Below are 13,461 nucleotides of genomic sequence, written 5' to 3'. Positions count from 1 at the left end.
TTGATAATGGTTCTATTCGTTTCCGGGGTAGCGTCTAGCCGCCAGTATGTCTTGTATGGTTTCTTTGGTCAGCGGTGCTCGTGGTCTACCAAGTTCACTCCACTTGGAGAGCATTCTTTGATAGATTTCTGTTGTTTGGGAATGGGAGTCTAGTTCATTGTCATGCAGCACAGACTCGTACATATGATAATTCAGCAAATCTCTTGCGAAATTAAGAAGTTCAGCCTCATGGTTGCCATCAAATCCCGGAAACTTGATTTCATATTCTTCGATGCTGGATTTGTTTTCAAGGTGCCCAAAACTGATTGTCAGGTCACGGTATAGATCAAGAACATCCAGCACATATCTTGCCTTTTCGTCAGGCAAATTCTCAGACATTAGCCTAAATATATCGTCGTAAATCCATTTGTGGCCACTCATTAGGCTTTCAGAATGCTTGCCATATCCCTCCTCGGGTTTTAGAGCATCCAAAATTTCATACTGGATTGCCAGTGCGAAACGTTCTTTGTCGGTTAGATCAATTCTCATGTGCTCTCCATTTAAAGTGTCATCCTAACATTTTTGCCAAATCCTCGGCACTTGGATGAGTATAACGCTTGAGCATCTGGAGTGTCTTGTGCCCAGTGACGATCGTCACTTCTATGACAAACCCAAGAAGAATAGACGTTGCTAACCAGTAGTACTAACGGTTTTCAGCATTCTCGGCTTCCACCACCGGCGACCCAATCAGCCGCGTCCAAGCCCATGCCGTAGCTCGTTGGATCTCCGGGATTCCGGTACCATCGGCCCACCATTCATTGTTCGTCAGCAGAACAACTTGCGGATCCTGTGCAACACATTCGGCCCAAACCCATGGCAGGAGCTGATCATAACAGATCGATGCCCAAGCGCGCACACCGTCTACCTTCCGTATCGGTTCCCACCAGCCGGCCTCGTAACCAACGCCGTCTGACCGGACATAGCCATGCCCCTGATACCAGGGGTGCCACATGGAGACGGGTACAGGGAAAGGGGAAACAAAGATTAGACGCCCCGATTTTCCTTTTCCATCCACCACCCCACCACGCACTTCCTCAATGCCGTCGGCCAGTAGCGCCGGACCAACTGGTACCGAAGCGCCGACCAGCCACGTCTGCCCCATGGGCACGGCGGATTTGACCTCAGCGGCATTACCGGCCCACCAGGTCAGTAAGGTTTCGGGTAACAGCACGACCCTGTGATGCCCCGCTTTGGCTTGCGTCTGGCTGATCCATTCCTGATTGCGAGCCATATCCGCCATGATATTTCGCGTGATCGGTCCCAGATGCAGGTCCATACCCATCCAACCCACAGGCCGCGTTTCGTTGGGGATGACCATGTTCGCGGCCAAGGACGCGATCAGCAATACCGGGATAATATCCAGAGAAGCGGAGAGCGCATGCCGGTCCCGATACGCGGACAGGCCATGCAGCGCGACATAAATCAGCAGCAGCCAGGCCAGTAGACCGAATATACCTAATGCGGGAAACAGTACCCCTGCATTCGCCAGGGGTGACAACCAGTCAAATAACCCCAAGGGCGGCAGCGCATCGATGAGCAACACGGCCAGCACCCGCCATGGCCGATCGGCAAAGACCCATCCCGCTGCCAGCAGCACCGAACTGGCGAGCCAGAGGGCAACGCCCATCGGAACATGCCCAGGTCCGAAAAACGACGCGGAGCCTAATATGAGCCCGTGACTGCCAGCCAGATAATAGGCTAGGGCGACTCCGTACCGGTCCCGTCTGGAGGGTCCCATCACCACCAGCGGAATGAGGAGCAGGGAAAGCACCGGGCCCCAATGCCCGTATTGCCACGACACACCCAGCAGCGCGGCGAAGATCGCCCGCGCGACGAACGGGAATGGGGCTATCCTGTTTTTCATTGCGGCGGTCATCGGCCAAGCCAGGCTACGATGGCGATCACCGCCAGCATGAACAGCAGCGCATAGGCAGGATACCAGACTGGCTCCGCCAGAAAATTCCAGAGAAAATATCAAGGGTGCGCATTTTACTTGCGCCCGATGCTGGTTAACTCGTGAAGAAGCCTGTTCCTGAACTCCGCATGTGTCGCCGAGCCGATGGAAAACGCCGCACACGGACCTTCCCACTCGGTCGATTCGCACGCGGTGTGCCGCGCCTTGTCACTGGCAAGAAAGCAGACTATGCCTTCCTCGCTGCTATCGCACGGGTGGCTGTCCAGTAACGTTTCGGAGATCCTTGTGAACGTGGTCAGAACTTGACCCGCCCATCTGCAAAATCCGCACATGTCCTCATTGTGCCAGGCCATGTTTCTGAACAGCCTGGCTTCTCCGCCGTGCCTGATGCCCATGACGAATACCTCTCTGTCACCTAACGGAATATTGGTGCATGTAACAACATCCACGCAGGCCGTGAGCGTGCCCACCCCAGGGCCATCCATAGAGTACAGGTAACCTTTCAAGCGCGGGTTCGGAACAACCCAATCAAAGGACACGACAACATCGGCGAGTCTCGGCTTTTTTTTCATGACTGACCTCCGTTTGTTAGGCATAGGTAATCGCCAGCCACTCGACAATGCCAAGTGCGATGATGCTGACAGGGATGGCCCCAAGGAAGAACAGGAGGCGTCGATTGCTGACGTTCTCTACCAGATAGCGCGACAGATGATTTTCTGGTGGTTTCAGGCCATAAATTTTTACGGCCGCATCGATGGATTTCTGAAGCAGTTCCGCCTCTTTATCCATCTTTTCATATTTTTGCGTCAACGTTATTACGGCACGCTCACCGTCTTTCTCCGTGTCAATCTGGCTGTTAATCTGTGCCTCCAGATTCTTTTTAATTGTGGTTATTTCCCTGAGCGCCCTTGATACTTCTTCGCCTACATCGCCTTTCAGCCCGTTTTTAATTTCTGCGAGCTTGTCCACGGCTTCTTTGAATTCGTGAAGCTGCACATTTTCTGCGGTACCATCCCCCTTTGGGGCCACTTGCTGGAAGATGAACCACCACATCGGGTCATTCGCATCCATAGTAAGTCCGGCCTGCATTGCAGCATATTCTTCGGCCCACCCTTTGTTGCCATTAAAAAAGTGCTGCTTGGCCTCTTCAGCTTTTGTCGCCATGTTTAATCCATCCTAAAGTTTTTCAATGACATTTATGCGATTCATGAATGCGCCACGCCACAACTGAATGGACATACGCCACAATCCGATCCAGCTCCCGTCCTTGAGCGCTTTGCCATTGGCCAGATCAAGCGGCATGTTTAGACATACTTCGCGCATCTTTTTCTCAGGCCACTCGCTGAGATGCAGCATGAACAGGTCGAGCCAGTTCTCGCGATCCACCAGTACCCGGCGTGTCCCTGATGATTGCCAAACGTTGAAAGCCTCCCATGGGCCACAATGGCTGTTTCGTAGAACGACACCGCGATCCCCGTATATCTCTGGCAATGCCATGACTCGGTCAGCCAGTGTGGCGGTGTCGGCAACACCTGTGCCCATGAGCCAGATGGGGATAGCATTTAGGTCGTGGAGCAAACCGCTCATTAACGTCTGTTCAAGTGTCTCGCTAGCAGAGACAAATGGGAGATCAATAATCAGGCGTGTCGGACGCCGCTGGGCAGATTCCAAAGCGAGATCTGCTATGGCGCCATAGGCGATTTTTCCTATTTCGGTGCCAAATCTTCCGAACTTGACGACAACTTGGCCAGGGTTCTTCCGCCAACCGGGTTGGTGTGTGGACGTGTATTTTTCCCAGAGGTGAAAGCCTGTTTTCTCATCGTGACAGGCATCCCAGACAAGCACCTTACTCCCGGTCGGAATGTTGTTTCCCGCTAACGCCTGATAGCCCGGGTCGGCACCATGCTGATACATATCCACAAGGCCGCGGACGGCGAGGGACCGCCCGCCGCCGCGGCCCGCCATACCGCCATCTACCAGAAAGGTTTTAAGATCATTCATAGGGTCCGCGCTCACCATCAACCATGTCGTCGTGTAGTGCAGGTGGTTCGGGGAAAAGCGGTTCGGGAAAAACTGGATCAAGGGCGGCAAAGCAGTCTTTCAACCAGCGTTTCAGGGTGTGTGCCTGAAATACCCCAAAGCCTTCCGGCTTCCTTTTGGCCATCGTCGAAAACGCGCCTGGGGAGCTGAAAATGACGTCAGCGGTAGGGACGGGGGCCAGCTTTGGCAGTACCGTTTTTTCATAGAGATATTTTTCGGCGACCGCTTTATTGGTGTAGATGAACGAGTCTCGTGTTCCAGCAAACTCCGGGATGATGATCAATCGGCGGCTTTCGTCGATTTTTGACAGTAATCCGCTATCCATGGACTGTTGAAGTGACAGCGATGCCTCAGCGCCCTTGCCCAGTGAATAGCATGCGGCGACGTCGTAACCCAAGTCTGTGCAGACTGGAATAATCAGGTCCACCAATCCGTCCAGCGTTTCCCCTGCATTAGCCGGAAGGTTCACGATGGTGACCAGATGGTCGTCCGGGTTTTCGTTTTCCAGCCATTCTGCCAGACCACCTACCGCCGTGGCGGCATCCCCGGCCAGATTCAAGGAGATCATTTTCTTTACGACTTGTGGATCATCCTGATACCGGGCAAAAACGTCGGGGGTCTTAGCGTCACCCTCAATCAGTGAAGCGCGGCTGAAACGCTGCAAGGCCATATCCACCAACAAGGCTGCCACGACAGACTTGCCGACCCCGCCCTTATCACCGTGTGAAAAAATAATCGTCTTCATTGTGTGCGTCTCCTTAAAAAGGCTTCTGCCTACCTGGTAATGGCCATCGGGAACCTGTTTGTGGCCTATCCGTCCGGCAGGCCATACGGGTTTGTGGCTTTGGGATTGGGATCCCTGTACATGCCCATGGTGCTGTTCCAAATCCAGTCATCTTCCTTGCGTTTATACCCATCCTGGAGGGTGCTCCGTTTAAGGAATTTCCCATGACGGGCATCCCAGACATCCCCGTCTCGGCCTCGAATGAAGCCACTAAGCAGTGTTTGGGGGGCAACGTAATCGCCCTGATCGCCAACTTTTGGATCCCAAACGAATCCATCCGACTCTCTGGCGTCGCCTTTAAGGCGTTCTACCTGACTGGATTCTGTGGTGATGGGTACGGCGATGTTGTCGCCAGCCTTGGCCTTTGGTGAGAGGGTCCGGCTCTTTTCCGGAGTTTGTGGCTGGATCTCCGGATCAGGCATGGGCGGCATGTCTGTTGCGAGATTCCTCGCTTTTTTAACAATTCGCTTGGCAGTCGTTTTAGCGATGCCACATTGCATCAGTTGCTGCACATGGGCGACGTCACCAATATGGGCCTTTCCGTCATTCGCCATCCTGCGCGCCATCAATTTTGCTATGGCTGTGCCAACGGAACGTTCAGCCACCACGCCCGGTTCACCATTTTTGTAGAGATCACCGATTTTCGCGTCTATTTCAAAAATCTGGTGAATGGTCATCGCGCCGTGTGTTTTCCTTCTCTCGGCCATGAATTAGCCCCTTTGCCCATAGTTGAGGGACAGAAAATGAGTGACGGTATAGCCTCGTTCGTTTATTAGCCGATCTATTGCACCATGATGTCCGATGATGAGCGTCTTTGAGTGCTGCAACATGAGATGGTCTTTCGGTTCACCATTGAGGGTGTCTTTGGGCATTGTCACGAATGCTTCCCTCCCATGCATTTCAAGCCAGAGCGGAAGTCCAAAGGCATCTGGATGTGGGAGTTTTACTTGGCTGTTGGCCATGGCGATGAACAGCGGGGTCGGCTGACCGATAACGATTCGCGCATTACTCCCGTCATTCCAATTCACCCGAAAACCGATTTCCATGAGTCCGTCATCACCGATACAAAGAATCTCGGTCTCCTGTGGGATGTACATGCAGATGGGCGGCTCATCCAAAGAAGGAAGACCTGGCGTGCGCCGGAGTTCTTCAAGGACGATGCGCTCGCACTCAATGAAATACTGGCGGGCTTCCTGACCTTTGGGGGTGTGCTCTGCCATGGAGATATGCTTGGCGGCCTCAATCGTGAGGTGGTATTCCTTCGATGGGCGACCGCCGTTGGGGTTTTCCCCAAAATTGGGGATAACTATAAAGTCTTGATTTTCCAAGAATCCATGCTGCTGGATGCGATCTTTGATCCAGGTGGAGAAGTCCTTGCCTACTTCCAGAAAGGTATGGAGGTCGCGGGCGTTGCACAACGGTTGGTCGTGGTTTTGTATTACACCTTTAACTTTTTCAATAGGAATCAGTTCATTATGTCCATTCATGATGTTTTCTCCAGTTGAAGAGCAACATTGCTCTCTACCTGGTAATGGCCATCGGGGACCTGTTTGTGGCCTGACTATGGAGCTCTCCAGGCGATCTTTCGGCTTTTGATGGGTCCGCAATGAATTGCTAGTGATGGCCTTATGGGTTGCGGATGGTCTTTTTGTGGCTCTACTGAACGGATGGTGGCAATGTTGTGATCGTGGACTGGTCTTTTTGTGCTCTGTTCATGGGCCGGATACGGTTTTTATGGCTCCTATGTGATCCATTTCTGGACTTTTCTACCGATACCCTGAACGCTTAGTGAGGGGCAGGGTAGGGGATGTGTAAACATGGCACGGCTTCGCCGACCACGTTTAACATCCCACCTGATCAGGGCAAGCCCCGACACCCCGGCCATTCCGCGCTTCGCTTGTCACAGCCATTATTTCTTGCCGTCCGGCGCCTTGTTCTTTCTGATCGCTACCAAGCTGGCTACGGACCAGTGCATGCCTTGTTTATGATGGCAGCACAAACAGGTTGCCGATGGCCATTACCAGACAGGAATCCCTATCTGGAGGTTGTGCCATGGCAAACCCAGAACCCACGACAGTCTTTGCAGTGCGCATGACGACCCGTGAATTCGCGGCGCTGGATAGTCTTTGCCTTGCGGCGGATCTGTCGCGAGCCCAAGTGATAAAACATCTCGTCCTGACTGCCGTAGACCCTATGAACAAGGCGCATGACCTTTTGCTTGAGCAGCGACGGATTGGCAATCTACTCAAAGCCGCTTATGACATGAATCTATACACCCCACTGCCCAGGCAAGAATTAAAGGCCCTGTTCAAGTTTGCATTGGGTAACGCCTATCGCCTGGAAGCGGTAATTCATCAGCAAGAGCAGTTAATGGATATGCCATGATTGGCAAAGTCGGTAAAAGCCGCACAGCAGCTAAGACCGGCAGCAAGAGTCAGTTCGGGGATGTGGTCAATTATATTATCCGCGAAGTCGATGGTAAGGGTCGCGAAGTACCTGACACTGAAATGGGTGTCATGAATATGCCGGGCAATCTGGACGAACCAGACGCGATTATCGCGCAGATGGATGGCATCGCTGACAAGGCGCATCGCAAAGCCAAGTTCAAAGGTGACCCGGTATATCACATGGTCCTGTCCTGGCGCCCGGAAGACATCCCGAAGCCGGGCCAAATCAAAGATTGTGTCCGGCACACCTTGAAAGCCCTTGGCATGGACGAGTGCCAGGTTGTCTGGGCTATTCACCGGGATACCGACGATGATCATGTGCATATCGCCGTCAATCGCGTGCATCCCGAAAAGGGCGTCGTGATGGGGCCTCCGCGCAGAGACTATCTGATCATTGACAAGGCCATGCGGGAACTGGAAATCAAACACGGCTTTGCGCGAGACAATGGCCCGTTCATTACCTTGGACGGCAAGGGCGGACCCCAGATCGTCCGGATGTCCCGCAAGGAGCGTTTGGAGAAGGGGTTGCTGAAAAGTGGTGATGAGCACGGTCCAGCCATGACCCAGGCGGCCAAGGCTGCTGAGCGTAGTCAGGGCGCACCGAGCTTTCAGGAGTGGGCACAGGGCACGCCGGCGCGGGCGCTTCGTAATGTTCTGAGTAATCCTTGGGCCACCTGGCAGGACGTACATACCGCTCTGGCCGGTCACGGCATGGTGATCCAGCCCAGAGGATCGGGCATGGTGGTATCCACGACCTTGGAAAGTGGGCGGGTGTTGGCCTGCCAGGTCTCCAAGCTCGACCGGGGCTTTACGAAGATGAAGCTGGAACAGCACCTAGGAGCATTCACCCCAGCCCCTTCTCTTCTTCTTGGCTCCGCCACAACCTACGAGAAGTTCCTGCACGCCCACCAGACTGGCATGCAGTCCGATGGCCCTGCGCCGTATGACGATAAAAAAGGTCAGCGCATAAAGCGCCGCGCGGAGCGACAGGTCGAACGTGAAGGCCTGCACGATCGCTACAAGGCGGATCAGCAGCATGTCAAGGACACCCGCCGGGATATCCGGCAGTCGCTGATGTGGCGGCAGAAATCGGAGCGCGATGCTTTGCAGGTCAGCACCAAAGCTCACAAGCAGGCATTCATGGCCAAGGAAGCAGCCAAGGGCACGTCGGCGGCCATGGGCAAGTCTCTCTGGGCCTATGAAGCCGCTCGCGCAAAAGAGGCGCTACAGAAAAAGCACCTGAAAGAGCGCCACGCCCTACCACACACGATGGTATGGCGGGATTGGCTGGAACAGCAGGCTGCCATGGGCGATGAGGCGGCTCTGGCAGCCTTGCGCGGGATCCGCTACCGGGAAGGCCGCAAGGCCAGCCAGGAGAAAAACGGTATTGAGGGCGAAGAGCTGGAAGAGCTCAAGCCTATTCTGTCCGAGCTACACCACGAGATAGACCATCGCCGCCAACTGATCCATTACCGGAATGACCAGGGTGCAAAGTTGTTCACGGATACCGGCCCAAGGATTGAAATGCACGACCGTGCAGCGGCGTCGGTGGAAGCCGCCCTGCGTATCGCCGCGCAGAAATATGGTGCAGTGGACATTACGGGCAGCGCTGCCTTCCGTGGGCAGGCCGCACGGCAAGCCGCGCGGCTGGGTCTTCCGGTCCGGGACAAAGATCTGCAACGGGTATGGCAGGAAGCGCGCCTAGCAACGCAGCCGAAGCTCCAGCAAAAGCGGGTGCCACAGCAGGATATATCACGAGTTTTACCTGATGGGGCTAAACCCCTGCACGCGCAAAAACAGCATGAATCGTCACAGCAAAAGGCCAGGGAGACTGTTCGTAGACAGCCGCGTCATAGCCGGGACGATTTTGGGCATTAAGTGAAAACAAGAGACTCCGACGACCCACGGCTTCTGTGTGCGGTTCATCCGAGCTCTCATGCTGGCGGGCATCACCAATGGTCGGTATGCAGCGTTATGTATACTATGTGATTATGTATAGTGCGCATGTCGAGCTGGCTGTAAGCCCTGTCAATGCTGGCCATTTGGTAGGAGCGGTATCGAGATGCTATACATAAAATTGGTCGATTCGGTGTGTAGTCACCACGACAGGGCTCCACATGCGCCACAGATCAACACCCCAACTGCCGGTCTGATCCATGGCCACGATGCTGATCGGAGATCTTTGGATCACCATTAACTTACTGCTCGGGAAGGTGGTTGCCTGTGAATCCTAGCACTCCTTCTGTTCCGGAAGCCTGACAGCAATATTCGGCACCGCCGGTAGGCAGTCATCTTGCTGAAGTCTCCAAAACAGCGTTTATTATGTAGAGCTCGCGAGCAAGGTTCGTCCTTACAACCCCGTCGCAGCAAGGCTCTCAGCTGTACCGCTATACATAATCGCGAGGTATACATAACGCTGCTTATGTGTGCGCCGTGCAAAGGAACGGTCTTTCAGCGGGTGTGAATCCCGCCCGGTAACTGTCGCTCCAGCCGGTAGCAATCGGGGCAGTCGTGGAGGTAACGAAGCGGCTGAAGCCTCCGGTGTAGAGGGCCATGAAAAGTGGCTTGGTAAGTATGCAGGTTGCAACGTGAGTGAACACTGAGCAGGCCTCGAAAAGCGTAATGCGGAAGCCGACCCGCCACATATACGGGGAAGGCTGTCATCACTGGGGTAGCTGTTACGTCCCGCAATAAATTAGGTGCCTTGTCCCGAGCTATTTGAGGTCGAAACGACGGGGTTATCCCACGGTCTTTCGGCAAGAACACGCACCCGGAGAAGCGCGGGACAGCGATGGCTATCCCGCGCGGGATGGTTACCGTCAGAAGGGCTCTTTCTGCGCTTGAGGGGGAGGGTGGTGCCGGTAGTGGCTTATTTGTCGCCCATAACGGCTTTCAATCAGGCTGGACAATGCCGTGACGAACTGACTCAGGGCTGCCGCCGCTTCATCGGAGAGATTCTGCGGGAACAGTAGCGCCCAGTCCTCCAGCAGCGCCTCTGCCTCATCCATTTCTTCATAGGCTTTCATCGCAACGCCTCGATAGCCGCCTGCAGCAGATCATCCGGCAGATGGTTGAGTCCCTTGGGTACGGCCAGGCGCAGAGCGGTATGGAGAATGTTGCCAGCCTGTCGGGGAAATCCTTTGGACGCTTGTCGGAGGAGTTCCAGTCCAGAGTCGGATAACAACGTGTGCTGGCATCCGGCGGACTTCAGGGCATGGGTGATGAGGGCAGTAAAACGTTCCCGTTCAAGGACGGGTGCCAGGCGGATGCGTACCTGGATACGGCTGGCCAGGGCGGCATAGGGCACCCGGTCCAGGGTTTGGGCCAGATGAGGATGTCCCGCCAGCCAGACGGTGAGCATGCTCCGGGAATCGAAGGCGAAGTTCAGGAAGGCCGGGAAGTCCCGAAAGAATTCCGGCGGCAGGTTCTGCGCCTCGTCGATGATCCAGACTGGGAGGACCTGTTTGTGGTCCATCAGGTCATGGATATGCTCCTTGATGTCCTTCCAGAGCTGGGCGCGGCGGTAACTGGGTTCGACCCCCAGACTCCGGGCCAGCCCGCGGTAGATGTCGATCCGTCCGAAGTCCGTATCCGCCTGGTAGATCACCAGATAACGGTGCGGATTCAACGACGCGGTGAGACTGCGCAGGGCCGTGGTCTTGCCCACCCCGGGCTCACCGATCAGCAAGCCCACTCCAGGAGACTGCAGAAGCCACTGGAAGCGCTCCCGCAAAGGCGCCAGGGCACCATCATCCCAGAGTTCCGCCGTATCCTTGTCCAGAGGCAGGCGGGTAAAGCCGAAGTGCTGGAGGACCTGGCTCATTGCTCATCCTCCCCGTAATACTTCTTATGGGCGATTTCCACGAGGCTGGTCGAATCGGCAGGCTCTTCCACGGCCGTATCGGCTGCACCCGGCTGATGGCGCTTGCGGTGGACATTGGCTTCCCGGTCCAGGGGCGTGGCCCGGCCCAGATCTTCTCCTGCGGCGCTTTCTACAGACACCACCCGGCCGGCATGGGCGTCGACCACGAGAGTGACGGTCTTGCCTACCAGCGCATAGGGGACTTCGAAGAACTGACCCAGATAAGAGACGGTCCCATCCTTGCGCACCCGACGGGCCTCGCGGTGATAAAACAGCGCATCGAGGTGGGCCGCCTGGGTGCCGAGGCTGCGGATCCGGGGCAGATCCTGCTGGTAGCGGAACAAGGGCGTCAGCCCCTCCAGCCCCCCATGGGGCCGCTGGTGGTAGACCTGCTCCAGCCAGGCCCAGAGCCGCGCATTGAGATCGTCCAGATCGCGGATCCGGCGCGTGTCCAGTTCGGTCAGAAACTGATCGCGGAAGGTCCGGTGCCAGCGCTCGATCTTCCCTTTGGATTCTGGGGTATAAGGGCGACAGTAGATCAGTGATATCCCCAACCGGGCACAAATCCCTTGCAGGGAGCCCGAGCGATAGGCGGCCCCGTTATCCACCACCAGTTTATAGGGTAATCAGCAGGACCAAATAATGTTAAGGAAACCCGGGACGCCCAAGCGTAGCATTATTGGGACCAGGATTTCCTCGTGATTATTTCGATGCCTCAAAGTGAATCGAGCCAAGTCAATATGTCGGCATTTTTCCTCCAACTTGGTGATTTCTCTTGTCGAACGATGGTATCGACTGCTTCAAGTGCTTTCCGCTTGGTTTCCATGTTCGCTTGAGCATAATGATTGGTCGTATCCAAGCTCGCATGCCCGAGCCAGCTACGAATCACAGTCACGTCAACCCCAGCGGCGATCAAATGGACAGCCATCGCGTGCCGAAAACGATGTGGTGTAACCTTTTTACTGTTGAGTGAAGGAGTTTGCTTGGTGGCAGCAGCGACGTATTGGGCAAGCTTGTAACGGAAGCCCGACGCGCCCAGCGGCTCGCCATATCGATTGGTAAAAATCGGTTCCGTATTGGCTCGTGGTTGGCGCTTGAGTAATGCCTTGAGCAATTCGACGGTCTCGGGCCAAAGTGGGCAGAGTATGGTGGACCAAAATATCTCCGATCTGCTTTAGAGAAACATTGGCGCGAAGCAAGCTTATTGCTCTGGCGTGACGAAATGCATGGGCACCATGTTTGCCTGCTGGACGAATGTTGGCCTGCGCGAGACGGCCCTGGATCATCTGGTAGAGCGAAGATAGACGATGATAGGGTGCAAGTGTGCGAATGAATATTTCGCGCCCGGATGTCTTGGGACGGCCATTGCGTAAGTAAGCCAAGATTGCTTCTCCCACGGTGCTTAGCAACGGCAGGATTGATTCGCTGCCGGTCTTAGATCGTCGGATATACAGCCTGTCCGTACGCCAATCCACATCCTCAAGTTGCAGACGCACAACTTCCAAATCTCGCAGGCCGTAGGTATCGAGTAAAAGGAGAATGGCGTAGTCGCGCAATCCTTTGGGAGAGCGATCCTGGCGTGCCGCTTCGATAATGGCGCGCACTTCTTCATCGCGGAATGCTGAAGGAATGGTCTCCAACGCGTACAGCTTCGGCGCAATGACAAGCCGTGCAAGGTCGCGCGTGATTCGCCCGTTCGAATATAGATAACACAGGAAGGAGCGTAGCTGGCAGGCCATCAATTTCCTGCTTCGCCGACTCAATGTCGATGCACGGAAGGTCACATACGCATCGACAAGCTCACAGGTAAGGTCCAGCATTCTGACTGAACCGCCACGCTCACCAAGCCATCTTAGGAATCGCTCTCCTTCATTACGACGGCCAGCAATGGTCTCCATAGCCAGTCCGCGGTCAGTGATCAGACACTGCGCGTACCCTTGGCAAATCTGTTGTTGGAATACTTCGGTCGGTGTTGACGGAACAGCAGTTGGTGGCCACTGACCACGGATGACTCGCATCAGCGTGTGTAGACTACTAGCCTGTGCGCTTCCCAGGCTATATAGCCTGATTTCGGTAGATGCCCATGATTGCGACGATAGCGCTGCCGTTCATTGCGCAAATATCGCGAAACGTCCGTCAGTTCCGTATCGGCGACGGCGATGTTGTGCTTTGCAAGGTACTCAAGAAAGCGTCGCGCTTGAGCAATGTATACGCGGCTGTTCTTTTGCGCATAGCCTTCGGTTCTCAGGTGGACGTCGAATAGTAAAAGTAACGATTCATTACATGATTGATCAGATGACATGATGTGCCTCCTTGGTTGACGGAAGTCAAGGATGACACCTCCAAAATTATGTGCAGGAAATTCTGACCAAAT

General features: G+C 54.9%; 14 protein-coding genes and 2 pseudogenes. 2 read left to right on the top strand and 14 right to left on the bottom strand.

Annotated features, from left to right (window positions below; translation table 11 throughout):
• Positions 1-12 precede the first annotated feature (12 nt).
• From AFERRID_RS00715 to AFERRID_RS00675, 8 genes are all read right to left on the bottom strand, one after another.
• On the bottom strand, positions 13-528 hold the full coding sequence (locus tag AFERRID_RS00715) for a YfbU family protein (protein WP_126604162.1): 516 nt from the start codon (positions 526-528) through the stop codon (positions 13-15).
• Between the two features lie 154 nt (positions 529-682).
• On the bottom strand, positions 683-1,903 hold the full coding sequence (locus AFERRID_RS00705) for a carbon-nitrogen hydrolase family protein (protein WP_126604161.1): 1,221 nt from the start codon (positions 1,901-1,903) through the stop codon (positions 683-685).
• Positions 1,904-2,028: 125 nt separating this feature from the next.
• Positions 2,029-2,526: a hypothetical protein gene (locus tag AFERRID_RS00700; protein WP_126604160.1), complete on the bottom strand. Its 498-nt coding sequence runs from the start codon at positions 2,524-2,526 to the stop codon at positions 2,029-2,031.
• A 16-nt stretch (positions 2,527-2,542) separates the two neighbouring features.
• Positions 2,543-3,118 carry a hypothetical protein gene (locus AFERRID_RS00695; RefSeq protein WP_126604159.1) on the bottom strand — a complete coding sequence of 192 codons (576 nt, stop codon included), beginning with the start codon at positions 3,116-3,118 and terminating at the stop codon, positions 2,543-2,545.
• Between the two features lie 12 nt (positions 3,119-3,130).
• The gene (locus AFERRID_RS00690) at positions 3,131-3,955 is read right to left on the bottom strand and encodes a hypothetical protein (protein ID WP_126604158.1); all 825 of its coding nucleotides are present in this window, start codon (positions 3,953-3,955) and stop codon (positions 3,131-3,133) included.
• Complete coding sequence (locus AFERRID_RS00685; protein ID WP_126604157.1) at positions 3,948-4,739, bottom strand: hypothetical protein; 792 nt, start codon at positions 4,737-4,739, stop codon at positions 3,948-3,950. The genes AFERRID_RS00690 and AFERRID_RS00685 overlap by 8 nt, the downstream gene beginning before the upstream one ends.
• Positions 4,740-4,804: 65 nt before the next feature.
• Entirely contained in the window at positions 4,805-5,485 is a 681-nt protein-coding gene (locus AFERRID_RS00680; protein WP_126604156.1) for a hypothetical protein, read from the bottom strand.
• A gap of 3 nt (positions 5,486-5,488) precedes the next feature.
• The gene (locus tag AFERRID_RS00675; protein WP_126604155.1) at positions 5,489-6,265 is read right to left on the bottom strand and encodes an antA/AntB antirepressor family protein; all 777 of its coding nucleotides are present in this window, start codon (positions 6,263-6,265) and stop codon (positions 5,489-5,491) included.
• Between the two features lie 565 nt (positions 6,266-6,830).
• Between AFERRID_RS00675 and AFERRID_RS00670 the strand changes: the two genes are divergently transcribed.
• Positions 6,831-7,163 carry a hypothetical protein gene (locus AFERRID_RS00670; protein WP_126604154.1) on the top strand — a complete coding sequence of 111 codons (333 nt, stop codon included), beginning with the start codon at positions 6,831-6,833 and terminating at the stop codon, positions 7,161-7,163.
• Complete coding sequence (gene traI, locus AFERRID_RS00665; RefSeq protein ID WP_126604153.1) at positions 7,160-9,103, top strand: TraI/MobA(P) family conjugative relaxase; 1,944 nt, start codon at positions 7,160-7,162, stop codon at positions 9,101-9,103. Before AFERRID_RS00670 ends, traI begins: the two co-directional genes overlap by 4 nt.
• A 941-nt stretch (positions 9,104-10,044) precedes the next feature.
• On the opposite strand, the gene AFERRID_RS00660 is transcribed toward traI, so the two are convergent.
• From AFERRID_RS00660 to AFERRID_RS00635, 6 genes and pseudogenes are all read right to left on the bottom strand, one after another.
• Positions 10,045-10,251 carry a hypothetical protein gene (locus tag AFERRID_RS00660; protein WP_126604152.1) on the bottom strand — a complete coding sequence of 69 codons (207 nt, stop codon included), beginning with the start codon at positions 10,249-10,251 and terminating at the stop codon, positions 10,045-10,047.
• Positions 10,248-11,048 (bottom strand): ExeA family protein, encoded by an 801-nt coding sequence (locus tag AFERRID_RS00655; protein ID WP_126604151.1) that lies wholly within the window; start codon positions 11,046-11,048, stop codon positions 10,248-10,250. The genes AFERRID_RS00660 and AFERRID_RS00655 overlap by 4 nt, the downstream gene beginning before the upstream one ends.
• Positions 11,045-11,713, bottom strand: a pseudogene (locus tag AFERRID_RS00650) (integrase core domain-containing protein); the annotation flags it as partial. The gene AFERRID_RS00655 and the pseudogene AFERRID_RS00650, both read right to left, overlap by 4 nt.
• 89 nt (positions 11,714-11,802) lie before the next feature.
• Positions 11,803-12,201: a tyrosine-type recombinase/integrase gene (locus AFERRID_RS16140; protein WP_404813269.1), complete on the bottom strand. Its 399-nt coding sequence runs from the start codon at positions 12,199-12,201 to the stop codon at positions 11,803-11,805.
• 310 nt (positions 12,202-12,511) lie between these two features.
• Positions 12,512-12,826 (bottom strand): annotated as a pseudogene (locus tag AFERRID_RS16135) (tyrosine-type recombinase/integrase); the annotation flags it as partial.
• A 278-nt stretch (positions 12,827-13,104) separates the two neighbouring features.
• Complete coding sequence (locus tag AFERRID_RS00635; protein ID WP_126604148.1) at positions 13,105-13,389, bottom strand: hypothetical protein; 285 nt, start codon at positions 13,387-13,389, stop codon at positions 13,105-13,107.
• Positions 13,390-13,461 lie beyond the last annotated feature (72 nt).

It is taken from the genome of Acidithiobacillus ferridurans (assembly GCF_003966655.1).
In the GTDB taxonomy this organism is placed as follows: Bacteria; Pseudomonadota; Gammaproteobacteria; order Acidithiobacillales; family Acidithiobacillaceae; genus Acidithiobacillus; species Acidithiobacillus ferridurans.
Note: the sequence above shows the minus strand (reverse complement) of the source record. Positions and strands in the feature narration are given on the sequence as shown.